Source organism: Pseudomonas sp. FSL R10-2964, assembly GCF_009600035.1.
Lineage (GTDB): Bacteria > Pseudomonadota > Gammaproteobacteria > Pseudomonadales > Pseudomonadaceae > Aquipseudomonas > Aquipseudomonas bubulae.
In genome coordinates, this window is sequence record NZ_WIWH01000014.1 from 61,424 (window position 1) to 79,698 (window position 18,275).

The following is an 18,275-nucleotide window of genomic DNA, read 5'->3' on the forward strand; positions in this document are numbered from 1 at the left end:
TTGTTTCTGTAGGCTTTGTCCTGCAGTATTTTCAATACCCATAAGTTCTCTTGGCTAGTAGTTGCTGACTGCCAAGTCAATGAATTTATGGGTTTTTTTATGTGTGTAAAAAATGCCCGATCTGAGTACAGCCCTTATGGGACGGGCCTTTCAGGGTTGAAAAACAGCTCTGTTCACAAGGTTATCCACAATTTGTGTGGATAACATTTTCAGCAAATGACGGCTTTTTCGGTTGTTTTCACAAATTATTCACTTTTGAGTGAAAACCCCAGAGACCTTCGCGGCTGATAGGATTAAGCTCAAAGGGAAAGTTCTGACTCGATTTACGAAAAAAGTCTGACGGGGTTTAGTAATGGATCTTCAAATCATCAAGCGTAATGGTGAGCCTGAATACGCCGTTCTTTCATGGGAGAGTTATCAGGCACTGCTCAAGGCTGCTGGAGTCCAGGAGCCAGTTGCCGAGCCTGACAAGGATCTGCAGCCACCGGCACCCGAGCAGGTGCACCCCGGACTCGATCAGTTGCGTCACTTGCGCGAGAACAAGGGCCTGGCCCTTGAGGTGCTGGCACGCACGGTAGGCATTAGTCCGTCATATCTGGGAATGATCGAAACCGGCGAGCGTCTGCCAGACCTCGCTATCCGTCGCAGCTTGGCCTGGGAGCTTGGTATCGCAGGCTGGAGGGAAGCATCATGAACGTGCGCATCAGTCGTCAACACTGGGATGGGTTGTTGGCTGAACTCGATCAGGCGCGTCGACAGCGCCACTTGCTGACTTACCGTGCATTACTGGAACGGTTGCAATTGCCGAGCCCCGCCATGTTGACCCTCACCGCCGCACTTGAACATCTGGCGGCGATGGATGCCAAGGCCGATCAGCCATTGCGCAGTTCGTTGGTGATCAGCCAGGGTGCAAGCCGTCTGCCACGTACCGGTTTTTTCGAATGCGTGGAGCGCCTCGGGCGTTTCCCCGGCCCGCCGGACGGGATTGCCGCTGCGTCCTGGCATGCCTCTGAGGTGGTGCGGGTGTTCGAGTATGTTTACGAGCACGAGGAGGCTTGAGTGCTCTGGCGGCTCAAGGCGCGCCTGAGTTACTGGCTGGCGCGCAAGTTGTTTCACTGGCCATGGTGTGTCCGTCAGCCGCGTATCTGGCGCTGGATGGAGGGCCAGTTCGCACGCATGGCCAACCTCGGCAGCACCAGTGCCCAAAGTTTCTACGGCCATATCCTGGCCTTTCGCGGTCAAGGGATGGGCGCCAGGGAGGAGGGGGTGCGTTTGTTGCGTCTGGCGGCACTCAGTGGTGACGCCAAGGCAGCCTACCAGGTAGGCGTTTTCAGCCTGGCAGGGACGCTGAGCAAGACGCCTGACGCTGCCGAGGCTGCACGCTGGTGGACGATGGCGGCAAAAGCCGGGCACCCGCTGGCAGGGCACAAGCTGGCGGTGCTGTATCAACAGGGTGGCCCGGGGTTGATGGCTGACCCGCAGATGGCCAGGCTTTACCGTTAGCCAATAAAAAGGGCGGCCCGCATCATGCGGGCCGCCCTGTTTTTACCGATCTGACTTACTTCTTGGCCACCTGTGAGGTGAGCTTGAGGTAGTCCAGCAGAATCCGCCCGGTTTCACTCAGATAGGCGTCATCTTCCGGCTTGGTCTTTTCAGGCTCGACCGGCAGTGCATCTTCGTCTTCTTTCTTCATTTCCTTGAGCGGCGCTTCGCCCTTGGCCTGGCGGCGGGCGTTTTCCATCACCAACTGCTTGGCATCGATATCGGCGTGCTGGGCGCGACGCTCGGCTTCGTTGAGGCTGACGGTCTTTTCGGCCATCAGCTTCTCGGCCAGGGCCAGTTTGTCACGGATAAAGATGAACTCGGCATCCTTGGCCACCCGGGCTTCGTGCTCGGCCTTGAGCTTGTCGATATAAGGCTTGAACGGGTCGACGGCGGGCTTGATCGCAGGACGGATAGTGTCCCACGGCATGGCTTCGGGCAGTGCGCTTTCGCCGATTTCCTTGGTGTCGATAATCGACGGGAAGGCGACGTCAGGCAGAACGCCCTGATGCTGGGTGCTCTGGCCGGAAACCCGGTAGAACTTGGCCAGGGTCAGTTTCAGCTCACCGTGATTCAGCGGCTGGATGGTTTGCACCGTGCCCTTGCCGAACGTCTGGCCGCCGATAATCAGCGCGCGGTGGTAGTCCTGCATGGCACCGGCGAAGATCTCCGAAGCCGAAGCCGACAGGCGGTTGACCAGCAATGCCATCGGGCCTTTGTAGAACGCCCCCGGGTTTTCGTCTTCAAGCACGTCGACCTTGCCGTCTGCATTACGCACCAGCACGGTCGGGCCCTTGTCGATAAACAGACTGGTCAGTTCGGTGGCTTCCTGCAACGAGCCGCCACCGTTGTTGCGCAGGTCGATAATCACGCCATCGACTTTTTCTTTCTGCAACTCGGTCAGCAGTTTTTTAACGTCACGGGTGGTGCTCTTGTAGTTCGGGTCGCCAGCACGGAACGCCTTGAAGTCCAGGTAGAACGCCGGAATTTCAATCACGCCCAGCTTGTAGTTCTTGCCATCCTGCTTGAGGTTGAGGATCGACTTTTTCGCCGCCTGCTCTTCAAGCTTCACCGCTTCACGGGTGATGGACACGATCTTGCTGGTCTGGTCATTGGGTGCGTTGCTCGCCGGAATCACTTCCAGGCGCACCACGGAGCCTTTAGGGCCACGAATCAGCTTGACCACTTCATCCAGACGCCAGCCGATCACGTCGACCATCTCTTTGTCGCCCTGGGCAACGCCGATGATCTTGTCTGCCGGTGCGACCTGCTTGGTTTTATCGGCCGGGCCTGCCGGCACCAGACGGACAATTTTTACCTGGTCGTTATCGCTCTGCAACACGGCGCCTATGCCTTCCAGCGACAGGCTCATATTGATATCGAAGTTTTCCGCGTTATCTGGCGACAGATAGTTGGTGTGCGGATCGTAAGACATGGCGAAGGTGTTGATATACGCCTGGAAGATGTCTTCGCTGCGGGTCTGGTCAAGGCGCGACAATTGATTCTTGTAGCGCTTGGTCAACAGTTCCTGGATTTTCGCAGGCTCTTTGCCGGCGATTTTCAGACGCAGGACTTCATCCTTGATGCGTTTGCGCCACAGGTTGTTGAGTTCGGCTTCGGTCTTGAGCCATGGAGCGTCCTTGCGGTCGATCTCCAGGGTTTCCTTGGCATTGAAGTCCAGCGAGTCAACGCCCTTGTTCAACTCGGCAAGCGCAAAGTCCAGGCGCGATTTGACGCGATCCAGATAGCGTTTGTAGATAATGAAACCGGGGTTCAGATCGCCGCTTTTGAGGAAGTCGTCAAACTGGAATTTCCATTTGTCGAATTCGGCAATATCGCTCGCCAGAAAGTAACTGCGCGAAGGGTCGAGCAGCTTCAGATAGCTGTCATAGATGATTGCCGAGCGGGCATCATCCAGTGGCGGCTTGCTGTAATGATGGCGCTTGAGCAGCTCAACAACGTTAAGACTGGCAATTACCTCATCACGATCGGGCTGAAGGTTATCCCAACTGTTAGCGGCGAACGTATTGGCCGAAAACGGCAAAACGCCTAGGCCAATGAATAGGGCAAGTGCGGTGCTAGGGAATAAATGCTTCATGCTGATTCGACGCGGGGGCAATTGATAACGCATATTAGGCCGTCTTTGAAGTCGCCGGTTCCATCAAGGACCGGTCGCATAATGCAAAAAGCCCGGTGCAACAGCTCCGGGCTCAGTCCAGACTCACTATGGAGGCACTGTGAAAGCATTGCAAGGCGTTGAAGGTCAAGTGAAGTGGGTTGAAGAGCCAAGCCCCACCTGTGATGTAGGGCAAATCCGTATTCGTGTGGCGGCAGCCGGACTCAATCGGGCCGATCTGTTGCAAAGCGCCGGCTTGTATCCGCCGCCGCCGGGGGCCAGTGAGGTATTGGGCCTGGAGTGTTCAGGTGTGGTCAGCGAAGTAGGGCCAGGGTCGTCCTGGCAAGTGGGTGATCGCGTCTGTGCCTTGCTGGCCGGGGGTGGCATGGCCGAGGAAGTGGTGGTTGATGCCCGTCATGCACTGCCGGTGCCTGAAGGTTTGTCGCTGCTGGAGGCTGCGGCATTGCCCGAGGTGTACAGCACGGCATGGCTGAACCTGTTTCAACTGGCCGCGCTCAAGCCGGGCGAAAAAGTATTGCTGCACGCGGGGGCAAGTGGTGTTGGTTCAGCGGCCATTCAGCTGTGCAAAGCCTTTGGTAGCCCGTGCTGGGTGAGCGTGGGCTCGGCCGAGCGCCTGGCTTACTGCCAGGCGCTGGGTGCCCAGGGTGGCGTGGTGCGTACCGAGGGGCTGGACAGTCTCAAGGCGCTGGGGCCTTTCGACGTGGTGCTGGACCCTGTGGGGGCCAACTATGCCGAATCCAACCTCAAACTGCTGGCCCAGGACGGGCGCTGGGTGTTGATTGGCCTGATGGGCGGGCGCAAGGCCGAGCTGGATCTGGCGCTGGTCCTGGGCAAGCGTATTCAGTTGCTGGGCTCGACCCTGCGCAGCCGCAGCGATCAGTTCAAGGCGGATTTGCTCAGTGATCTGGGGCAGCAGGTATGGCCATTGTTTACCGAAGGCCGCCTGAGTCCGCAACTGGCCAAGACCTTCCCGATTGAGGACGCGCAGGCAGCGTTTGCCGAACTGGCCAGCAACCAGGTGTCGGGCAAGCTGGTGCTGGTGATCGACAGCAGCTTAACCTGATCCTCTGTGGGAGCTGGCTTGCCTGCGATACAGGCGATAGGGTCTGGCAGGCAAATCGCGGTGATGCCATCGCAAGCAAGCCCGCTCCCACAGTTTCAGGGGGTCATTTCCAGTGATGAATCGGCCACCCGGCCTTTTCAGCCTGTTCGCGCAGCACCGGGTCCGGGTTTACCACATGGGGGTGATCGACCTTGAGCAGCAGCGGCAAGTCGTTGCGCGAATCGGAGTAAAAGCTCGCGCCTTCCAGGTTTTCTTCCTGCTCATCCAGCCACTCCAGCAGGCGCGTAATCTTGCCTTCGCGGTAAGTCAAAGTGCCCACCGTGTGCCCGGTATAAAAGCCGTGAGCCACTTCCAGCTCAATGCCCAGCACTTCATCGATACCCAGGCGCTCGGCAATGGGTTTGACCAGGTGGGTGCCCGAGGCCGAAATGACCAGGATCCGGTCGCCCGCCTTGCGGTGCGCGGCAATGGTTCTGGTTGCGTCACTGAAGATGATCGGTTCGATATAGTCCTCAACCCAGGGCTCGACCAGGTGCGCGACTTCTTCGGGGCTGCGGCCGATCAGCGGCTCCAGGCTGAAAGCCATATAGTCTTCCATGGCCAGCTCGCCCCGGCTGTAGGCGGCCATCAGTTCGTTGTTGCGCTGCATGAACGACACCGGGTCGACCCAGCCCAGGCGGCCCATCTGCTCGCTCCAGAGGGTGGCGCAGTCGCCATGAATCAGGGTTTCGTCCAGATCAAAAATTGCCAGGGCCATCAGCGCAACTCTCTCTTCAGTGAATTCAGGAACATCAGGCTACCTCACAAAGGGTGCTCGAATCGATGGATAGCGCAACGGCTTGGCCGTCCGGGTACAAATCGCCGGGCGCACGGTTGAGTACGTCGACGATCAATTGCACGCCACGCACCTCGACGCGATAGCGGATCACGTTACCCAACAAGCTGTGGCTGAGAATCACCCCGTCCGGCTCACCCTGCACACTCAACCCCAGGGTTTCCGGGCGAATGGCGATGCGGCTGCTGACCGGGCGCTGCAACAGGCGGCTGGCAGTTTGCGCGTCCAGCAGGTTGTAGTTGCCGATAAAACCTGCGGCGAAGGCATCTGCCGGGGCCGCATAGAGGGTCTGAGCATTGCCGCTCTGCACGATATGACCCTTGTTCATCAGAAAAATGCGGTCGCTCATCACCAGTGCTTCTTCCTGATCGTGGGTCACGAAGATAGTGGTCAGGCCCAGCTCGCGCTGGATGGTGCGGATCTGCTCGCGCAAGTGCTTGCGAATTCGCGCATCCAGCGCCGACAGCGGCTCATCCAGCAGCAGCAGGCGCGGACGCGTCACCAGTGAGCGGGCCAGGGCCACACGCTGGCACTGACCACCTGACAACTGGTGCGGATAGCGCTTGGCGAAGTCATTCAGCTCCACCAGTTGCAAGGCTTCGGCCACGCGTTTGTGGCTGTCATCGGCCTTGACCTTCTGCATGCGCAGGCCGAAGGCCACGTTTTGTTCGACAGTCATGTTGGGGAACAGCGCATAACTCTGAAACACCATGCCGATGCCACGTTTTTGCGGGCTCACTGGCACGATGTCCTGGCCATCGAGCAGGATCTTACCGCCATCTACCGGCGTCAACCCGGCGATACAGCGCAGCAGCGTGGACTTGCCGCAACCGGACGGACCGAGCAGGGTGACGAATTCACCCTTGGCGATGCTGCAGTTGATATCACTGAATACCGGGGTGCCGGAATAGGATTTTTGCAGGTGTTCAACGCTGACGAAGCTCATTGGCTTTTGTCCTTGTTCAGGAAGGTGGCAACCCAGGTCAGCACCAGTACAAAGAGGAAATAGGATATGACCAGCGCGCTGGTGAAGTGGCCGCTGCTGTTGCGCATATTGTTCAGGAATACCTGCAAGGTCTCGTAGCGGGTGCCGACCAGGATATTGGCGAACACAAACTCGCCAAACAGGAACGAGAATGACAGCAGCAGGGCTACCATCAGGCCTTTACGCAAATTGGGCAGCACCACCAAAAATGCCGCCTGCCAGGTGCTGGCACCCAGCAGTTGGGCCGCGTCCATCAAGTCGCGCAGGTTGATCGCCTGCAAGTTGTTGGTGATCGCGCGGTACATGAACGGCAGTGCGACGGTGAAATAACAGCCGATCAGGATCCACGGCGTACCGACCATTTGCAGCGGGCCGGAACCATAGAGTTGCAGCAAGCCTACCGATGACACCACCGGCGGCACGGCGAAGGGCAGCAGGATCAGGATGTTCATCAGCGCATCCAGCTTGGGGAAGTGGTAATGCACCACAAACAGCAGCGGCAGGATCAGCACTACGGACAGCACCAGCGCCGCGACGCAGACCAGCAGCGACTGGCCGAAGGCCTTGAGGAAGCGCGGGTCGCTCCACAGCTGGTCATACCACTTGAAGGTAAAGCCGCTGGGCAACACCGTGGCTGACCAACTGCTGGCGATGGAGTAGATAAACGTGCCCAGCAGCGGTAGCAACAAAATCAGAAACAGCAGCCAGACCACACTGCGGTGGTACAGGCTGGCGGAAGTGGTTTCAGCGCGCGACATGGTAGCTCCTCTTTAACAGCCACTGATGCACCAGGGTTACCAGGGTCATCAGCCCCACTAGGATCACCGCCAAGGCGCTGGCCATGTTCGGATCCAGGCTGATATCGCCTGACACCATCGCGGCAATGCGGATGGGCAGTACGTTGAAGTTGCCGGTGGTCAAGGCATACACCGTGGCATAGGCCCCCAGGGCGTTGGCCAGCAGGATAACGAAGGTGCCGAGCAGTGCCGGGGTCAGTACCGGCAGGCCGATAAACCGCCAGAACTGCCAGCTGTTGGCGCCCAGCAGGGAGGCCGATTCGCGCCAGTCCTCGCGCAGGGCATCGAAGGCAGGGTAAAGCAGCAGCACGCCGAGGGGGATCTGGAAGTAGGTGTACAGGATGATCAGGCCGGTTTTCGAGTAGAGGTTAAAATCCTCGATGATCCCTGCCTGTTTGAGCATGATCGTGATACTGCCGTTAAACCCCAGCAAAATGATGAAGGCGAAGGCCAGCGGTACGCCGGAGAAGTTGCTGGTCATGTTGGCGAATGCGTTGACGAAATTGCGCAGCCGCGAATCCACCTTGCGCAGCGAATAGCTGCCCAGTATGGCAATGATGATGCCGAACAGGCTGGACCAGACACTGATCTCCAGGCTGTGTTGGATGGCCTGCAGATAGAATTTGGAGTTGAAGATCTTGATGAAGTTGGCCAGGCCCCAGCCACTTTCTTCCGATTGCACACTGTGGATCAGCACCCACACCAGCGGGGCGATCTGAAACACGATAAAAAATACCGCGAAGGGCACCAGGCACAGGACTGCAAGCCATTTGCCCCGGGTCATGGCGCGGGCCTCAGCAGCTCGCGGCACAGCGGTTTGTCGTGAGCTACGCCAAGCAACTCGCAGATCGTGCCGCACAACTCGAGCTGTTTTGGCATGACATCCGGGTTCAGGCTGAACGCATCGCCCAGCACAAACAGTGGCACTTCACGCTCTTCGGGCAGCAAGCCGTTATGGGAGCGATCGTTGTTCATGCCGTGGTCAGCAGTGACCAGTACTTGGTAGCCGGCCTGCAGCCAGCCTTGCAGATAGTCGGCCAGGATAATGTCGGCCGAACGCGCACTGTTGCGGTATTGCGCGGTATCGAGGCCGTGTTTGTGTCCGGCATCGTCGATATTCATGGGGTGGACCAGTAAAAAATTCGGCTTGTGCGCCAACCGCAGGCTTTCTGCGTCGGCGAACAGGTGGGAGTCAGGGTAATGATCACTCCAGTAGAAATGCCCGTATTGGATTGGCAAGTCCCCAGCCAGGGTATGGCGATCCCGGGCAATCACGAATGGCGAGCGGTTATAGAGCTCACTGACCCAGTGATAGGCCGCTGCCGCTGTGATCAATCCGGCATCACGAGCGTAATGGAACACGCTGCGCTGGTTGGACAGGCGCGAGACATTATTGTGGACAATGCCGCTTTCAATCGGCGGCACGCCGGTGAGGATGCACTCGTAGAGCGGGCGCGACAGGGCTGGCAACTCGCAGGTGAGCTTGTACAGTGCGGCCCGTTCTGCACTGACATAGGCCTGCAAATGGCCCATGGCAAGGCGGGCGACCTCAAAGTTCAAGCCGTCGAGCACTACCAGAATGACGTTGTGTTTCATGTAGGACTCCGCTGGCGCAGCGCAAAAGCTGTTGTCGGAGCGGGCTTGCTCGCGATGGGTACAACCCGGCACATCAGATGGATCGAGTCGATGGCATCGCGAGCAAGCCCGCTCCCACGCAGATCAAGGCGCAGGGTTACTGCATATTGATGATGACTTCTTCCTGCCACAGCTGCGGCAAGGCCTTGGAGGTCTTTTCCCAGGCGTCGGCGTCTTTGATCGGGGTGACATTTTTGTACTGGTCGTTGGACAGCAGCTTGGCCTGCACGTCAGCCGGCAGCTTCAGGTGCTCGGCACGAATCGGCCGTGCATTGCCCCGCGCCAGGTTGGTTTGCCCGGCATCGCTGAAGATGAATTCACGGGTCAGCTTGGCGGCGTTCGGGTGTTTGGCGTATTTGTTGATGATGGTGGTGTAGCCCGAGATCACCGAACCGTCGGACGGGATCAGCACCACATAGTCATCCGGGTTGGCCATTTTGGCTTTGTAGCTCAAGCCGTTGAAATCCCAGACCACGCCGACTTCCACTTCACCTTTCTCCATCGTGGCGATGGTCGGGTTGGCCAGTGACAGGCGGCCTTGCTTGGCGATGTCGGCAAACATCAACAGGGCCGGTTGCACGTTCTTTTCATCGCCGCCATTGGCAATGGCTGCAGCCAGCACGCCATTGGTGGCCTGTGCCGCGGTGCTGACATCACCGATCGAGACCTTGTATTTACCCGACTTCAGGTCAGCCCATTTGGTCGGCACTTCAGAGCCGTGCAGCAGCTTCTTGTTGACGATAAACGCAATGGTGCCGGTGTAGGCCAGGGCCCAGTTGCCGTCTTTATCCTTGGCCCAGTCCGGGATCTGTTCCCAGGTGGTTGGCTTGTACGGCTGGGTTACGCCTTTGGCCACGGCAATCGGGCCAAAGGCGGCGCCCACGTCACCGATGTCGGCACTGGCGTTGTCTTTTTCCGCGGCAAACTTGGCCACTTCCTGGGCCGAACTCATATCAGTGTCGATGTGCTTGAGGCCGTAGAGCTTGTTCAGATCGGCCCAAGTGCCTTTCCAGTTGGCCCAGTCATCGGGCATGCCGACGCTGTTGACCGTGCCTTCAGCCTTTGCTGCGGCTTCCAGGGCTTTTAAATCGACATCGGCGGCCATGGCCGATGTGCACAGGGCAATGCTTGAACCTAACAGTGATGCGAGGAAAAACTGTTTCATCCGAAGCTCCTTGGGCGTTTTCAACGCTGGGTTTTATTGCTCTTTTGCGGTGGGTTGGTCTAGGTCAGCAATACCTGAGCCAATTTAAGCCCGGCAGATGACACTTTAATGTCGGCATTGGTTGTGCAAGGCATATCGCCAGCCAGCGTGTGTGTTCCGGCTAAGCGTAGACCATCGGGAAGGCCCCGGCTGGCAAGGGGTTTGGCGCATTTTGACGGGTATATGAGCGCCCTCTTGTCATCGAACAGTCATATGTTCTGCCTAGGCTGACAGGTTCAGGGAGTGACCGTTTGACGGCCATGTTTGCCCACTTTTGGTGCTGGACTAGTCCAGCCAGGTAACGTTGATGCGAGAAGGTGCACCCAAGGCGGTAACAGCGATAAGTCGCACGCTGCAAGAGCAGATTGAGCACGGTCTACTGGCGGGAGGCAGTCAGCTGCCGGCCGAGCGCAAACTCAGCGAGTTATTCGCCACCACCCGCGTCACCGTGCGCGAAGCGTTGTTACAGCTTGAATCCCTGGGGCTGGTGTATCGGGAGGAGCGGCGCGGCTGGTTTATTTCGCCGCCGCGTCTGGCGTACAACCTGATGCAGCGCAGCCACTTTCATGCCATGGTCACGGCCCAGGGGCGAGTGCCAACCACCGAGGTGATATCGGCGCGCCTGCTGCCGGCCACGGCTGCGGTGTGTGAGCGCTTGCAGCTACCAGCGTTATCCAGCGTGATCCAGATCTGCCGGGGCCGGCGGATTGACGGGCGGCTGGTGCTGTATGTGGAGCACTACCTGAATCCGCAGTACTTCCCGCAGATCCTTGACCTTGATCTGACGCAGTCGATTACTGAGCTGTATGCCCGGCATTACGATTTGCATTACGGCCGGGTGCGTTTTGAGATTGTGCCTACGGCGCTGCCGGTAGAGGCTGCAGCGACGCTCAAGGTATCAACCGGCAGCCCGGGTTTGCGCATTGCGCGGGTCAATTACGACCAGCACGAACGGCTGATCGACTGTGATCTGGAGTATTGGCGACATGATGCGATTCATGTCGGGGTGGATGTGCAGGAGCGTTGAACAAACCTGCTTTTGTGGGAGCGAGCCTGCTCGCGATGCATACTGCGCGGTCTGTCAGGAGAACCTGGCCGATATCATCGCGAGCAGGCTCGCTCCCACAAGTTATTGGCTCAATCCTTTTGCAGGATACCGCTGCCCGCCGTCACCACCTGCACACTCAAGCGCGGGGTGGCCAGGTCCAGCCCGGCCTCATCCAGGTGACGCTTGAGCGACAGGTTGAACGCCCGCGACACTTCCCATTGCTTGATCGGTGCCGTCTTGAAACGGGCACGCAAAATGGCGCTGCCGGACTCGAAACTCTCGACCCCCTGAATCTCCAGCGGCGACCAGATATTGCGCCGCTGCAGCGGGTCGGTACGCATCTTTTGCCCGACTTCACGCATCAGCTTGATGGCGTCGTCGATTTCCATGTTGTAGGGGATGGCGACGCGGAAGATGGCGTAGCCAAATTCCCGGGAGTAGTTTTTGATGCTTTTGATTTCACTGAACGGGATGGTATGCACGATGCCGTCGATATCGCGCAGGCGCACGGTACGAATGGTCAGCCCTTCAACCGTGCCCAGATGCCCGCCGACATCGACGTAGTCGTCGATGGCCAGGGAATCTTCGATAATGATAAACAGGCCCGTGATCAGGTCGGCAACCAGTGACTGAGCACCAAAACCGATGGCCAGACCGATTACGCCGGCACCCGCAAGCAGGGGGGTGACGTTCATGCCCATATTGGCCAGGGCGACGATCAGCGCAATGATGAAGATCGCGGCAAACAGGATGTTGCGAATCAGCGGCATCATGGTTTGCGCGCGGGCATTGGCCAGGCCCTTGCGCGATCGGGTCAGGGCATGGTGGATGGCGGTGTCGGCGAGAATCCAGATCAGCCAGGCAAACAGCAGCGTACCGCCAAGGCCGAACAGTTTGACGCTGATCTCGTGGCCTTCGCCCTCGGTAAAACCGATCAGCGACATACCCCACACCCGTAGCCCCAGCTCGATGAATACCAGCCACACAATCAGGTGGGCCAGGGTGTAGACGAAACTTTTCAGACGCTCGGAATACAGCGCATGGCGCTTGTGGCCACGTTGCGGCTTTTGCGCATGACGGCGCACCAGCCCGTTGATCACCATGCACAGCACCACCAGCACGGTACAGATCAGCGACTGGCGCAGCGCGGTGCTGGTGTCGCCTGCCGAGATAAACGTGGCGGCCAGCGAGATGCCCACCAGAATCAGCGCCGCGACATACCAGTAAGTGCCGAGGATCTCGATGCTGTCGCTCAGGGCGCGACGGGTCAGGCGGCGCGACAGGGGTTGATTGCGGATCAAGTGGGCGATAGGGCGGCGGAAACGGATGATAAACAGGCCGGTGGACAGCGCCGCCATCACATTGGCAAAGGTCGCCGCGGTATGCGCCAAGTGCACGCCCAGGGTGGCCACCAGTCGCGGATCGCTCAGTGCTTCGCCAAAGGCTGCGAAGCTGCCGATCCACCACAGCGGGCGAAATGCCTGGTGCCGCAGGATATGCAAGGCGCGGTGCCGGTGGGGGCCATCGAGCAGCGAGAAAAGGATCACGCAGATGGCCGAGAAACAGGTGCCAATAACCAGCGCGTACGCCAGCACCATTGCCAGGTCCTTGCCCAGCGAAGACGGCAGGGAGTAACTCATGTACACCGTGATCATCAGCGCGACCATCCACGGCCCCAGCTTGCGCAAGGCAAAGCGCAGCATGTCGACGGCCTTGGGGTGTTGCGGCAATTCCTCGCTCAGGCCAAATCGCAATCGCACCCGGTGGCTGACCCAGATCAGCAGGGCGGCCAGCAGGCTCCAGATCATGATGACCAGGGCAAAGCCAAAAATGATCGGCAGCCATTCATTGGCTGGCAGCATCAATGCAGAAAGTTCTTCCTTGGCCTGGGAGATTTCCTTGGTCCAGCGATAGGTTGGACTGTCATCGCCGGAAAACTGCTTTTCGAGATCGGCCAGGGTGCTGCCGATCAACCCCAGAACGCCTATCTCGGCTTCGGGCTGGGCTTTTTTGGTGGCATCGCGAAGTTTTTTCAGGTCGGCCAACAGCTTGCTGCGCTGCTGATCGTTTTCGAGGTTCTTGATCACCTCGTCCAGCGATTGGCCCAGTGGCTCGGTAGGTTGTGCCTGGGTTTTGTCCGAACTGCCCAGCATGCCCGGCAAACCGACGGCCTGCGCAGAGGTCATGGGCAAGAGCGTCAGCAGGCAAACCAGCAGGAAACAAGGCAGGGCGACAAGACGGGAAAACACTGGGCGATCAACCTCGAGGGGGAGCGAATTGGCCGAGTGTACGCTAGGCCCCGTGATCATTCATTTCTTGTCACATAAATAAATGATCGCGGGCCCGGGGCGGGAAAATGTCGGGGCTACTCATTCAGTTTGGCGAGGATTTTGAAGATGATGGTGCCGAATATCAGCAGCATGCCAGCCCAGATCATCAGCACGCCGATGCCACTACTGCGTTCGCGAAAGTTGAAGCCAATGGTCAGCAGCAGCATGCCGCAGATAATTGGAATCATCATGGAGTGGAAGGCAGTGGTTTCAAACATGGTGAGAGGGACCTGTGCAAGTGAGTGCCCCAAGTCTAGGTCGGTTTGCGCAGATGTGTGGTGATGTGTATCAAAAATGAATCAGCCAGACGCAGAACCTTGAAGCCGCTGCCGCAGTCTGCGACGGGTTGCGCAGCGACCCTGCTTTATCGAAGGTCCTGCGGCCCTTATCGCAGCCTGCGGCAGCGGCTTCAAGGAATATGCCTTACGGCAACTGGTTGCTGGCGTAGAACGCGCTCAGCACTTTGACCAGATGAGCCAGGTCATGGCTGCCGGCCAGTTCGCGGATCGAGTGCATGGCGAAGGTCGGCAGGCCGATATCCACGGTGCGCACGCCCAGGTGGCTGGCAGTGATCGGGCCAATGGTCGAACCGCAACCCATGTCGCTGCGCACCACAAAACTTTGCACGGGTACTTCCACGGCCATGCACAGGTGGCGGAAGAATCCGGCGGTTTCGCTGTTGGTGGCGTAGCGCTGGTTGCTGTTGACCTTGATCACCGGCCCGGCATTGAGCTTGGGCCCGTGATTGGCATCGTGCTTGTCAGCATAGTTGGGGTGAACGCCGTGGGCGTTGTCTGCCGAGACCAGCAGAGATTTCTGGATCGTGCGTACGTACTCGTCGCCCTCAGGCAACAGGCGTTGCAGGATTTGCTCCAGCATCGGGCCATCGGCGCCGCAGGCCGAGCACGAGCCGACTTCTTCGTGGTCGTTGGCCACGAACAGACAGGTTTCTTCGGTCTCGGTGGTGAGCAGGGCTTGCAGGCCTGCGTAGCAGGACAGCAGGTTATCCAGGCGCGCACCGGCGATAAAGTCGCCGTTGAGGCCGATCACCGCAGCGCTTTGGGTGTCGTAGAAACTCAGCTCGTAGTCCAGCACCACGTCGGCATTGAGGCCGTGCTCGCGGGCCAACTGGTCGGTGAGCAGCGCGCGGAAGTCAACGCGCTCATCACCGGCCACCTGGGCCAGGATCGGCGGCAGTTCGGTCTGCGGGTTGATCGCCCAACCTTCGTTGGCAGTGCGGTTGAGGTGGATCGCCAGGTTGGGGATAGTCGCAATCGGCGCCTTGAAATCGATCAGCTGGCTTTCGACCTTGCCATCGCGGCGGAAAGTGACGCGCCCGGCCAGGGACAGGTCACGGTCGAACCAGGGCGCGAGCAATGCACCGCCGTAGACCTCGACGCCCAATTGCCAGAAGCCCTGGCGTTGCAGTTCGGGTTGTGGCTTAACCCGCAGGCAGGGGCTGTCTGTGTGGGCGCCAACCATGCGGATACCGCCGTGCAGGGGCGAATGGCGACCCAGCTTGAAGGCGACGATGGAAGAGTCATTACGGGTGACGTAATAGCGGCCATTGGCTTCGGTGAACCAGGTTTCGCGCTCGTCGAGGCGCTGGTAGCCGGCGGCCTCAAGGCGCTGAACAAGACTGGCAGTGGCATGAAAGGGGGTAGGGGAGGCCTTGAGGAAGTCGATCAGGCCTTGGTTCAACTCTTCGCGCATAAGTTACTCCAGACAGCAAGGCCGCGAGTTTAGCGCATTGATCGCAAGATTTGGCTCTCTAATGCAGCTCTTGTGGGAGCGGGCTTGCTCGCGATGGCATCAGTGCGATGTTCCTGCAAAACCGCGTCGCCTGTATCGCGAGCAAGCCCGCTCCCACAAGGGGTGGTAGGTATTTAGAACGGTGCCGGGCACTCAAAGCGCAGGCGTTCACCGGTTTGCGGGTGGGTGAAGCTCAGCATGCTCGCGTGCAGGCACAAACGCGGCCATGCGGCCAGGGCTTGCGGGTGCGCATACAGGCCATCACCGAGCAGCGGGTGGCCGATTGACAGCATGTGCACGCGCAACTGGTGCGAACGGCCGGTAATCGGTGTCAGCTCAACGCGGCAGTAATCGCCACACCGCTCCAGGATCTTCCAGAAGGTCAGTGCGTTTTTACCGAATTCATGGTCAACCACGTGCCGGGGTTTGGTCGGCGGGTCGTAGCGCAGGGGCAGATCGATGCTGCCGCTGTCCAGCTCGGGCTGGCCCCAGGCTAGTGCGGTGTAGGCCTTTTCGGTTTCGCGGTCGTGAAACTGGCGGGAAAGCTCACGGTGAGTGTCAGCGTCCCGCGCCAGCAAAATAATACCGGACGTTTCCCAATCCAGACGGTGGACAATGCGCGCCTCGGGGTAGCCGTTTTCTTGCAGGCGGGTAATCAAACAGTCCTTGTTGTCATCGGCCCGACCCGGCACCGAAAGCAGCAAGGTCGGCTTGTTGACCACCAGAACGCCAGCGTCCTCATGGATAATGTGAATATTGGACAACGGCATTAAAACAGCCTCTTGAAAAACGCCAACGGCGACAAAGGAGCCTCCCCTGCAGGGAAGGCACCGAGGTCGCCGTGGTGCCCGCCGGATCGATTAACGATCTGGCAGTGTGATGTTGAGTTCCAGAATCGAGCAGCTACCTTCGTTTTCAAGGGCGATCTGTACAGAATCGTCGCCGATGTTGACGTATTTGCGGATCACCTCGACCAGCTCTTTTTGCAGGGCAGGCAGGTAGTCCGGGGTGCTGCGTTGGCCACGCTCGTGCGCCACGATGATCTGTAGACGCTCTTTCGCCACCGACGCGGTTGTTGGCGTTTTGCGGGTACGAAAGAAGTCAAAAATGTTCATTGTTTAGTTGCCTCCAAACAGGCGCTCGAAGAATCCCTTCTTCTGTACATCAAGGAACCGGTGCTCCACGGTTTTGCCCAGCAGGCGATCAACGGCATCGCTGTAGGCCTGACCGGCGTCGCTTTGATCGTCAAGGATCACTGGCACGCCCTGGTTGGATGCCTTGAGAACAGCCTGGGACTCCGGGATCACGCCCAGCAGGGCCACGGCCAGAATCTCTTTGACGTCTTCAACGCCGAGCATTTCGCCTTTGGAAACGCGATCAGGGTTGTAGCGGGTCAGCAGCAGGTGTTCCTTGATCGGATCCTGGCCCAGTTCGGCGCGGCGCGACTTGCTGGCCAGCAGGCCCAGCATGCGGTCCGAGTCACGTACCGAGGACACTTCCGGGTTGGTCACGACTACCGCTTCGTCAGCGAAGTACATGGCCAGGTGGGCACCGGTTTCGATACCGGCCGGGGAGTCGCAGACCACGTATTCGAAGGTTTCCTTAAGCTCCATAAGAACTTTTTCGACGCCTTCCTTGGTCAGCGCGTCCTTGTCACGGGTCTGGCTGGCGGCCAGCACGTAGAGGTTTTCCAGGCGCTTGTCTTTGATCAGCGCCTGCTGCAGGTTGGCTTCACCGTTGACCACGTTGACGAAGTCATACACCACGCGGCGCTCGCAACCCATGATCAGGTCGAGGTTACGCAAGCCGACGTCAAAGTCGACGATCACTGTTTTGTGGCCGCGCAGAGCGAGGCCGGTACCGATAGCGGCGCTGGTGGTGGTCTTACCCACACCACCCTTGCCGGATGTAACCACTAGAATCTTGGCCAAGGTGTTTCACCCCTAAGGAAAAAGGACTTTTTAGCCCCTGAATAACATCTCTATGAACGACTGCAGGTGAACAGCCTTGGCGGGTCATTGTTCAAGTCGCGTTTACGCTGTGTAAACGCTGCCTGATTGCTTGTCCCTACAAGGAAAAGTCTGTTTTCACTACGATTTTGAGATGCTTGGAAAATGGCGAGAGTATCCGTTAAAGCCGGGTGATGTTCAACATGTCACTTGACAGACTGATCTGAACACCTGTTCCCCACAGAGGATCCCGACGCAGGTCTTCGGATACCTTGTACTTGCCCGCAATTGACACTAGCTCGGCGCTCAGCTGCTGGCAAAAAATCCGTGCCTTGGTGTTGCCCTTGTGCCCGGCCAGTGCGCGGCCCCGCATAGGCCCGTACACATGGATGTTGCCATCGGCCATAAGTTCCGCACCGGGGCTGACTGAAGCGATCACCACCAGATCACAGCCTTCGGCATACACCGTCTGGCCGCCGCGTACCGGGCTGGTGATGATCCTGGTCGGCTTGATCGCCGGCTCTGGCGGTTTTTCCGGTTTTTTTGCCTCGACCACCACTTCAACCGGATCAATCGGCCGCTCACGGGCGCCGGAGGGTGGCAGTACAGGCAGGTCGATGGCAATGGCGGCAGCGATGTCCTCGATGCGGTTGGCGCGAATGGCCAGGGTGCGCAGGCCATGTTGGCGGCAGACGCGCATCAGCCCCGGCAAATCGATGGCGCCTTCACTGGCGGGCAGCTTGTCCAGCGCCAGTACCAGCGGGGTATTGCTGAAAAAATTCGGGGCCTGGGCCACTTTGGCGGCCAGTTGGCGGTCCAGGGCTTCAAGGTTGTTGTGCGCAAGTTCCAGCACCGTGATGGCGAGCATACTGCCCTTAAGCTGGAACACGGGGGCTTGGTCTAGCGATTCGGTTTGGCTCATGGTTGCTTAACGCGACTTGTCACTTAAAGTGCTGAGACTTATAACGAGAACGCCGGCAGGCCGCAAGCCGGGTCTA

Annotated in this window: 19 protein-coding genes; 5 read left to right on the forward strand and 14 right to left on the reverse strand. The window is 58.7% G+C overall.

The features are described from left to right. Positions 1 to 352: 352 nt before the first annotated feature. From GHN92_RS09935 to GHN92_RS09945, 3 genes are read left to right on the forward strand one after another with little or no spacing between them, the layout of a single operon-like run. Positions 353 to 694 (forward strand): helix-turn-helix transcriptional regulator, encoded by a 342-nt coding sequence (locus GHN92_RS09935; RefSeq protein WP_095019103.1) that lies wholly within the window; start codon positions 353 to 355, stop codon positions 692 to 694. Further along, positions 691 to 1,059, forward strand: coding sequence for a hypothetical protein (locus GHN92_RS09940; RefSeq protein ID WP_095002139.1), 369 nt, complete (start codon positions 691 to 693; stop codon positions 1,057 to 1,059). Before GHN92_RS09935 ends, GHN92_RS09940 begins: the two co-directional genes overlap by 4 nt. Next, positions 1,060 to 1,503 (forward strand): tetratricopeptide repeat protein, encoded by a 444-nt coding sequence (locus tag GHN92_RS09945; protein ID WP_095019105.1) that lies wholly within the window; start codon positions 1,060 to 1,062, stop codon positions 1,501 to 1,503. 55 nt (positions 1,504 to 1,558) lie between these two features. Here GHN92_RS09945 and GHN92_RS09950 read toward each other — a convergent pair whose 3' ends face one another. Then, positions 1,559 to 3,640, reverse strand: coding sequence for a carboxy terminal-processing peptidase (locus tag GHN92_RS09950; protein ID WP_169916690.1), 2,082 nt, complete (start codon positions 3,638 to 3,640; stop codon positions 1,559 to 1,561). A 139-nt stretch (positions 3,641 to 3,779) separates the two neighbouring features. On the opposite strand from GHN92_RS09950, the gene GHN92_RS09955 reads away from it, so the two are divergent. Beyond that, complete coding sequence (locus tag GHN92_RS09955) at positions 3,780 to 4,742, forward strand: NAD(P)H-quinone oxidoreductase (RefSeq protein ID WP_095002136.1); 963 nt, start codon at positions 3,780 to 3,782, stop codon at positions 4,740 to 4,742. 103 nt (positions 4,743 to 4,845) lie between these two features. Here GHN92_RS09955 and GHN92_RS09960 read toward each other — a convergent pair whose 3' ends face one another. The 6 genes from GHN92_RS09960 to GHN92_RS09985 form a co-directional block, all read right to left on the reverse strand. Next, entirely contained in the window at positions 4,846 to 5,499 is a 654-nt protein-coding gene (locus GHN92_RS09960; RefSeq protein WP_095002135.1) for an HAD family phosphatase, read from the reverse strand. Between the two features lie 34 nt (positions 5,500 to 5,533). Then, a complete protein-coding gene (locus GHN92_RS09965) occupies positions 5,534 to 6,523 on the reverse strand; it encodes an ABC transporter ATP-binding protein (protein ID WP_095002134.1) in 990 nt (329 codons plus the stop codon). Further along, positions 6,520 to 7,320, reverse strand: coding sequence for an ABC transporter permease (locus tag GHN92_RS09970; protein WP_095002133.1), 801 nt, complete (start codon positions 7,318 to 7,320; stop codon positions 6,520 to 6,522). The genes GHN92_RS09965 and GHN92_RS09970 overlap by 4 nt, the downstream gene beginning before the upstream one ends. Next, on the reverse strand, positions 7,307 to 8,143 hold the full coding sequence (locus GHN92_RS09975) for an ABC transporter permease subunit (RefSeq protein WP_153380004.1): 837 nt from the start codon (positions 8,141 to 8,143) through the stop codon (positions 7,307 to 7,309). The genes GHN92_RS09970 and GHN92_RS09975 overlap by 14 nt, the downstream gene beginning before the upstream one ends. Next, on the reverse strand, positions 8,140 to 8,955 hold the full coding sequence (locus tag GHN92_RS09980; protein ID WP_095020262.1) for an alkaline phosphatase family protein: 816 nt from the start codon (positions 8,953 to 8,955) through the stop codon (positions 8,140 to 8,142). Before GHN92_RS09980 ends, GHN92_RS09975 begins: the two co-directional genes overlap by 4 nt. 136 nt (positions 8,956 to 9,091) lie before the next feature. Beyond that, positions 9,092 to 10,159, reverse strand: a complete 1,068-nt coding sequence (locus GHN92_RS09985) for an ABC transporter substrate-binding protein (protein WP_095002130.1) — start codon at positions 10,157 to 10,159, stop codon at positions 9,092 to 9,094. 346 nt (positions 10,160 to 10,505) lie between these two features. On the opposite strand from GHN92_RS09985, the gene GHN92_RS09990 reads away from it, so the two are divergent. Further along, positions 10,506 to 11,225 carry a UTRA domain-containing protein gene (locus tag GHN92_RS09990; protein ID WP_095002129.1) on the forward strand — a complete coding sequence of 240 codons (720 nt, stop codon included), beginning with the start codon at positions 10,506 to 10,508 and terminating at the stop codon, positions 11,223 to 11,225. Positions 11,226 to 11,335: 110 nt separating this feature from the next. On the opposite strand, the gene GHN92_RS09995 is transcribed toward GHN92_RS09990, so the two are convergent. The 7 genes from GHN92_RS09995 to minC all read right to left on the reverse strand — a co-directional run bounded on the left by GHN92_RS09995 (position 11,336) and on the right by minC (position 18,199). Continuing rightward, a complete protein-coding gene (locus tag GHN92_RS09995) occupies positions 11,336 to 13,495 on the reverse strand; it encodes a mechanosensitive ion channel domain-containing protein (protein WP_095002270.1) in 2,160 nt (719 codons plus the stop codon). Positions 13,496 to 13,611: 116 nt separating this feature from the next. Continuing rightward, entirely contained in the window at positions 13,612 to 13,794 is a 183-nt protein-coding gene (locus GHN92_RS10000) for a hypothetical protein (RefSeq protein ID WP_095002128.1), read from the reverse strand. A gap of 205 nt (positions 13,795 to 13,999) precedes the next feature. Further along, positions 14,000 to 15,289 carry a M18 family aminopeptidase gene (locus GHN92_RS10005; protein ID WP_153379983.1) on the reverse strand — a complete coding sequence of 430 codons (1,290 nt, stop codon included), beginning with the start codon at positions 15,287 to 15,289 and terminating at the stop codon, positions 14,000 to 14,002. Positions 15,290 to 15,462: 173 nt separating this feature from the next. Beyond that, entirely contained in the window at positions 15,463 to 16,098 is a 636-nt protein-coding gene (locus tag GHN92_RS10010; protein WP_095002126.1) for an RluA family pseudouridine synthase, read from the reverse strand. Positions 16,099 to 16,188: 90 nt separating this feature from the next. Beyond that, on the reverse strand, positions 16,189 to 16,443 hold the full coding sequence (gene minE, locus GHN92_RS10015) for a cell division topological specificity factor MinE (protein WP_016780154.1): 255 nt from the start codon (positions 16,441 to 16,443) through the stop codon (positions 16,189 to 16,191). A gap of 3 nt (positions 16,444 to 16,446) precedes the next feature. Continuing rightward, positions 16,447 to 17,259: a septum site-determining protein MinD gene (gene minD, locus GHN92_RS10020; RefSeq protein ID WP_029611321.1), complete on the reverse strand. Its 813-nt coding sequence runs from the start codon at positions 17,257 to 17,259 to the stop codon at positions 16,447 to 16,449. 199 nt (positions 17,260 to 17,458) lie between these two features. Then, on the reverse strand, positions 17,459 to 18,199 hold the full coding sequence (gene minC / locus GHN92_RS10025; RefSeq protein WP_095002125.1) for a septum site-determining protein MinC: 741 nt from the start codon (positions 18,197 to 18,199) through the stop codon (positions 17,459 to 17,461). Positions 18,200 to 18,275 lie beyond the last annotated feature (76 nt).

Bases quoted from the DNA above. Each gene is read 5' to 3' on its own strand.
- GHN92_RS09935 (WP_095019103.1), top strand. From the start codon at position 353: ATGGATCTTCAAATCATCAAGCGTAATGGTGAGCCTGAATACGCCGTT.
- GHN92_RS09940 (WP_095002139.1), top strand. From the start codon at position 691: ATGAACGTGCGCATCAGTCGTCAACACTGGGATGGGTTGTTGGCTGAA.
- GHN92_RS09950 (WP_169916690.1), bottom strand. From the start codon at position 3,640: ATGAAGCATTTATTCCCTAGCACCGCACTTGCCCTATTCATTGGCCTA.
- GHN92_RS09960 (WP_095002135.1), bottom strand. From the start codon at position 5,499: ATGGCCCTGGCAATTTTTGATCTGGACGAAACCCTGATTCATGGCGAC.
- GHN92_RS09965 (WP_095002134.1), bottom strand. From the start codon at position 6,523: ATGAGCTTCGTCAGCGTTGAACACCTGCAAAAATCCTATTCCGGCACC.
- GHN92_RS09970 (WP_095002133.1), bottom strand. From the start codon at position 7,320: ATGTCGCGCGCTGAAACCACTTCCGCCAGCCTGTACCACCGCAGTGTG.
- GHN92_RS09975 (WP_153380004.1), bottom strand. From the start codon at position 8,143: ATGACCCGGGGCAAATGGCTTGCAGTCCTGTGCCTGGTGCCCTTCGCG.
- GHN92_RS09980 (WP_095020262.1), bottom strand. From the start codon at position 8,955: ATGAAACACAACGTCATTCTGGTAGTGCTCGACGGCTTGAACTTTGAG.
- GHN92_RS09985 (WP_095002130.1), bottom strand. From the start codon at position 10,159: ATGAAACAGTTTTTCCTCGCATCACTGTTAGGTTCAAGCATTGCCCTG.
- GHN92_RS09990 (WP_095002129.1), top strand. From the start codon at position 10,506: ATGCGAGAAGGTGCACCCAAGGCGGTAACAGCGATAAGTCGCACGCTG.
- GHN92_RS10000 (WP_095002128.1), bottom strand. From the start codon at position 13,794: ATGTTTGAAACCACTGCCTTCCACTCCATGATGATTCCAATTATCTGC.
- GHN92_RS10005 (WP_153379983.1), bottom strand. From the start codon at position 15,289: ATGCGCGAAGAGTTGAACCAAGGCCTGATCGACTTCCTCAAGGCCTCC.
- GHN92_RS10010 (WP_095002126.1), bottom strand. From the start codon at position 16,098: ATGCCGTTGTCCAATATTCACATTATCCATGAGGACGCTGGCGTTCTG.
- minE (WP_016780154.1), bottom strand. From the start codon at position 16,443: ATGAACATTTTTGACTTCTTTCGTACCCGCAAAACGCCAACAACCGCG.
- minC (WP_095002125.1), bottom strand. From the start codon at position 18,199: ATGAGCCAAACCGAATCGCTAGACCAAGCCCCCGTGTTCCAGCTTAAG.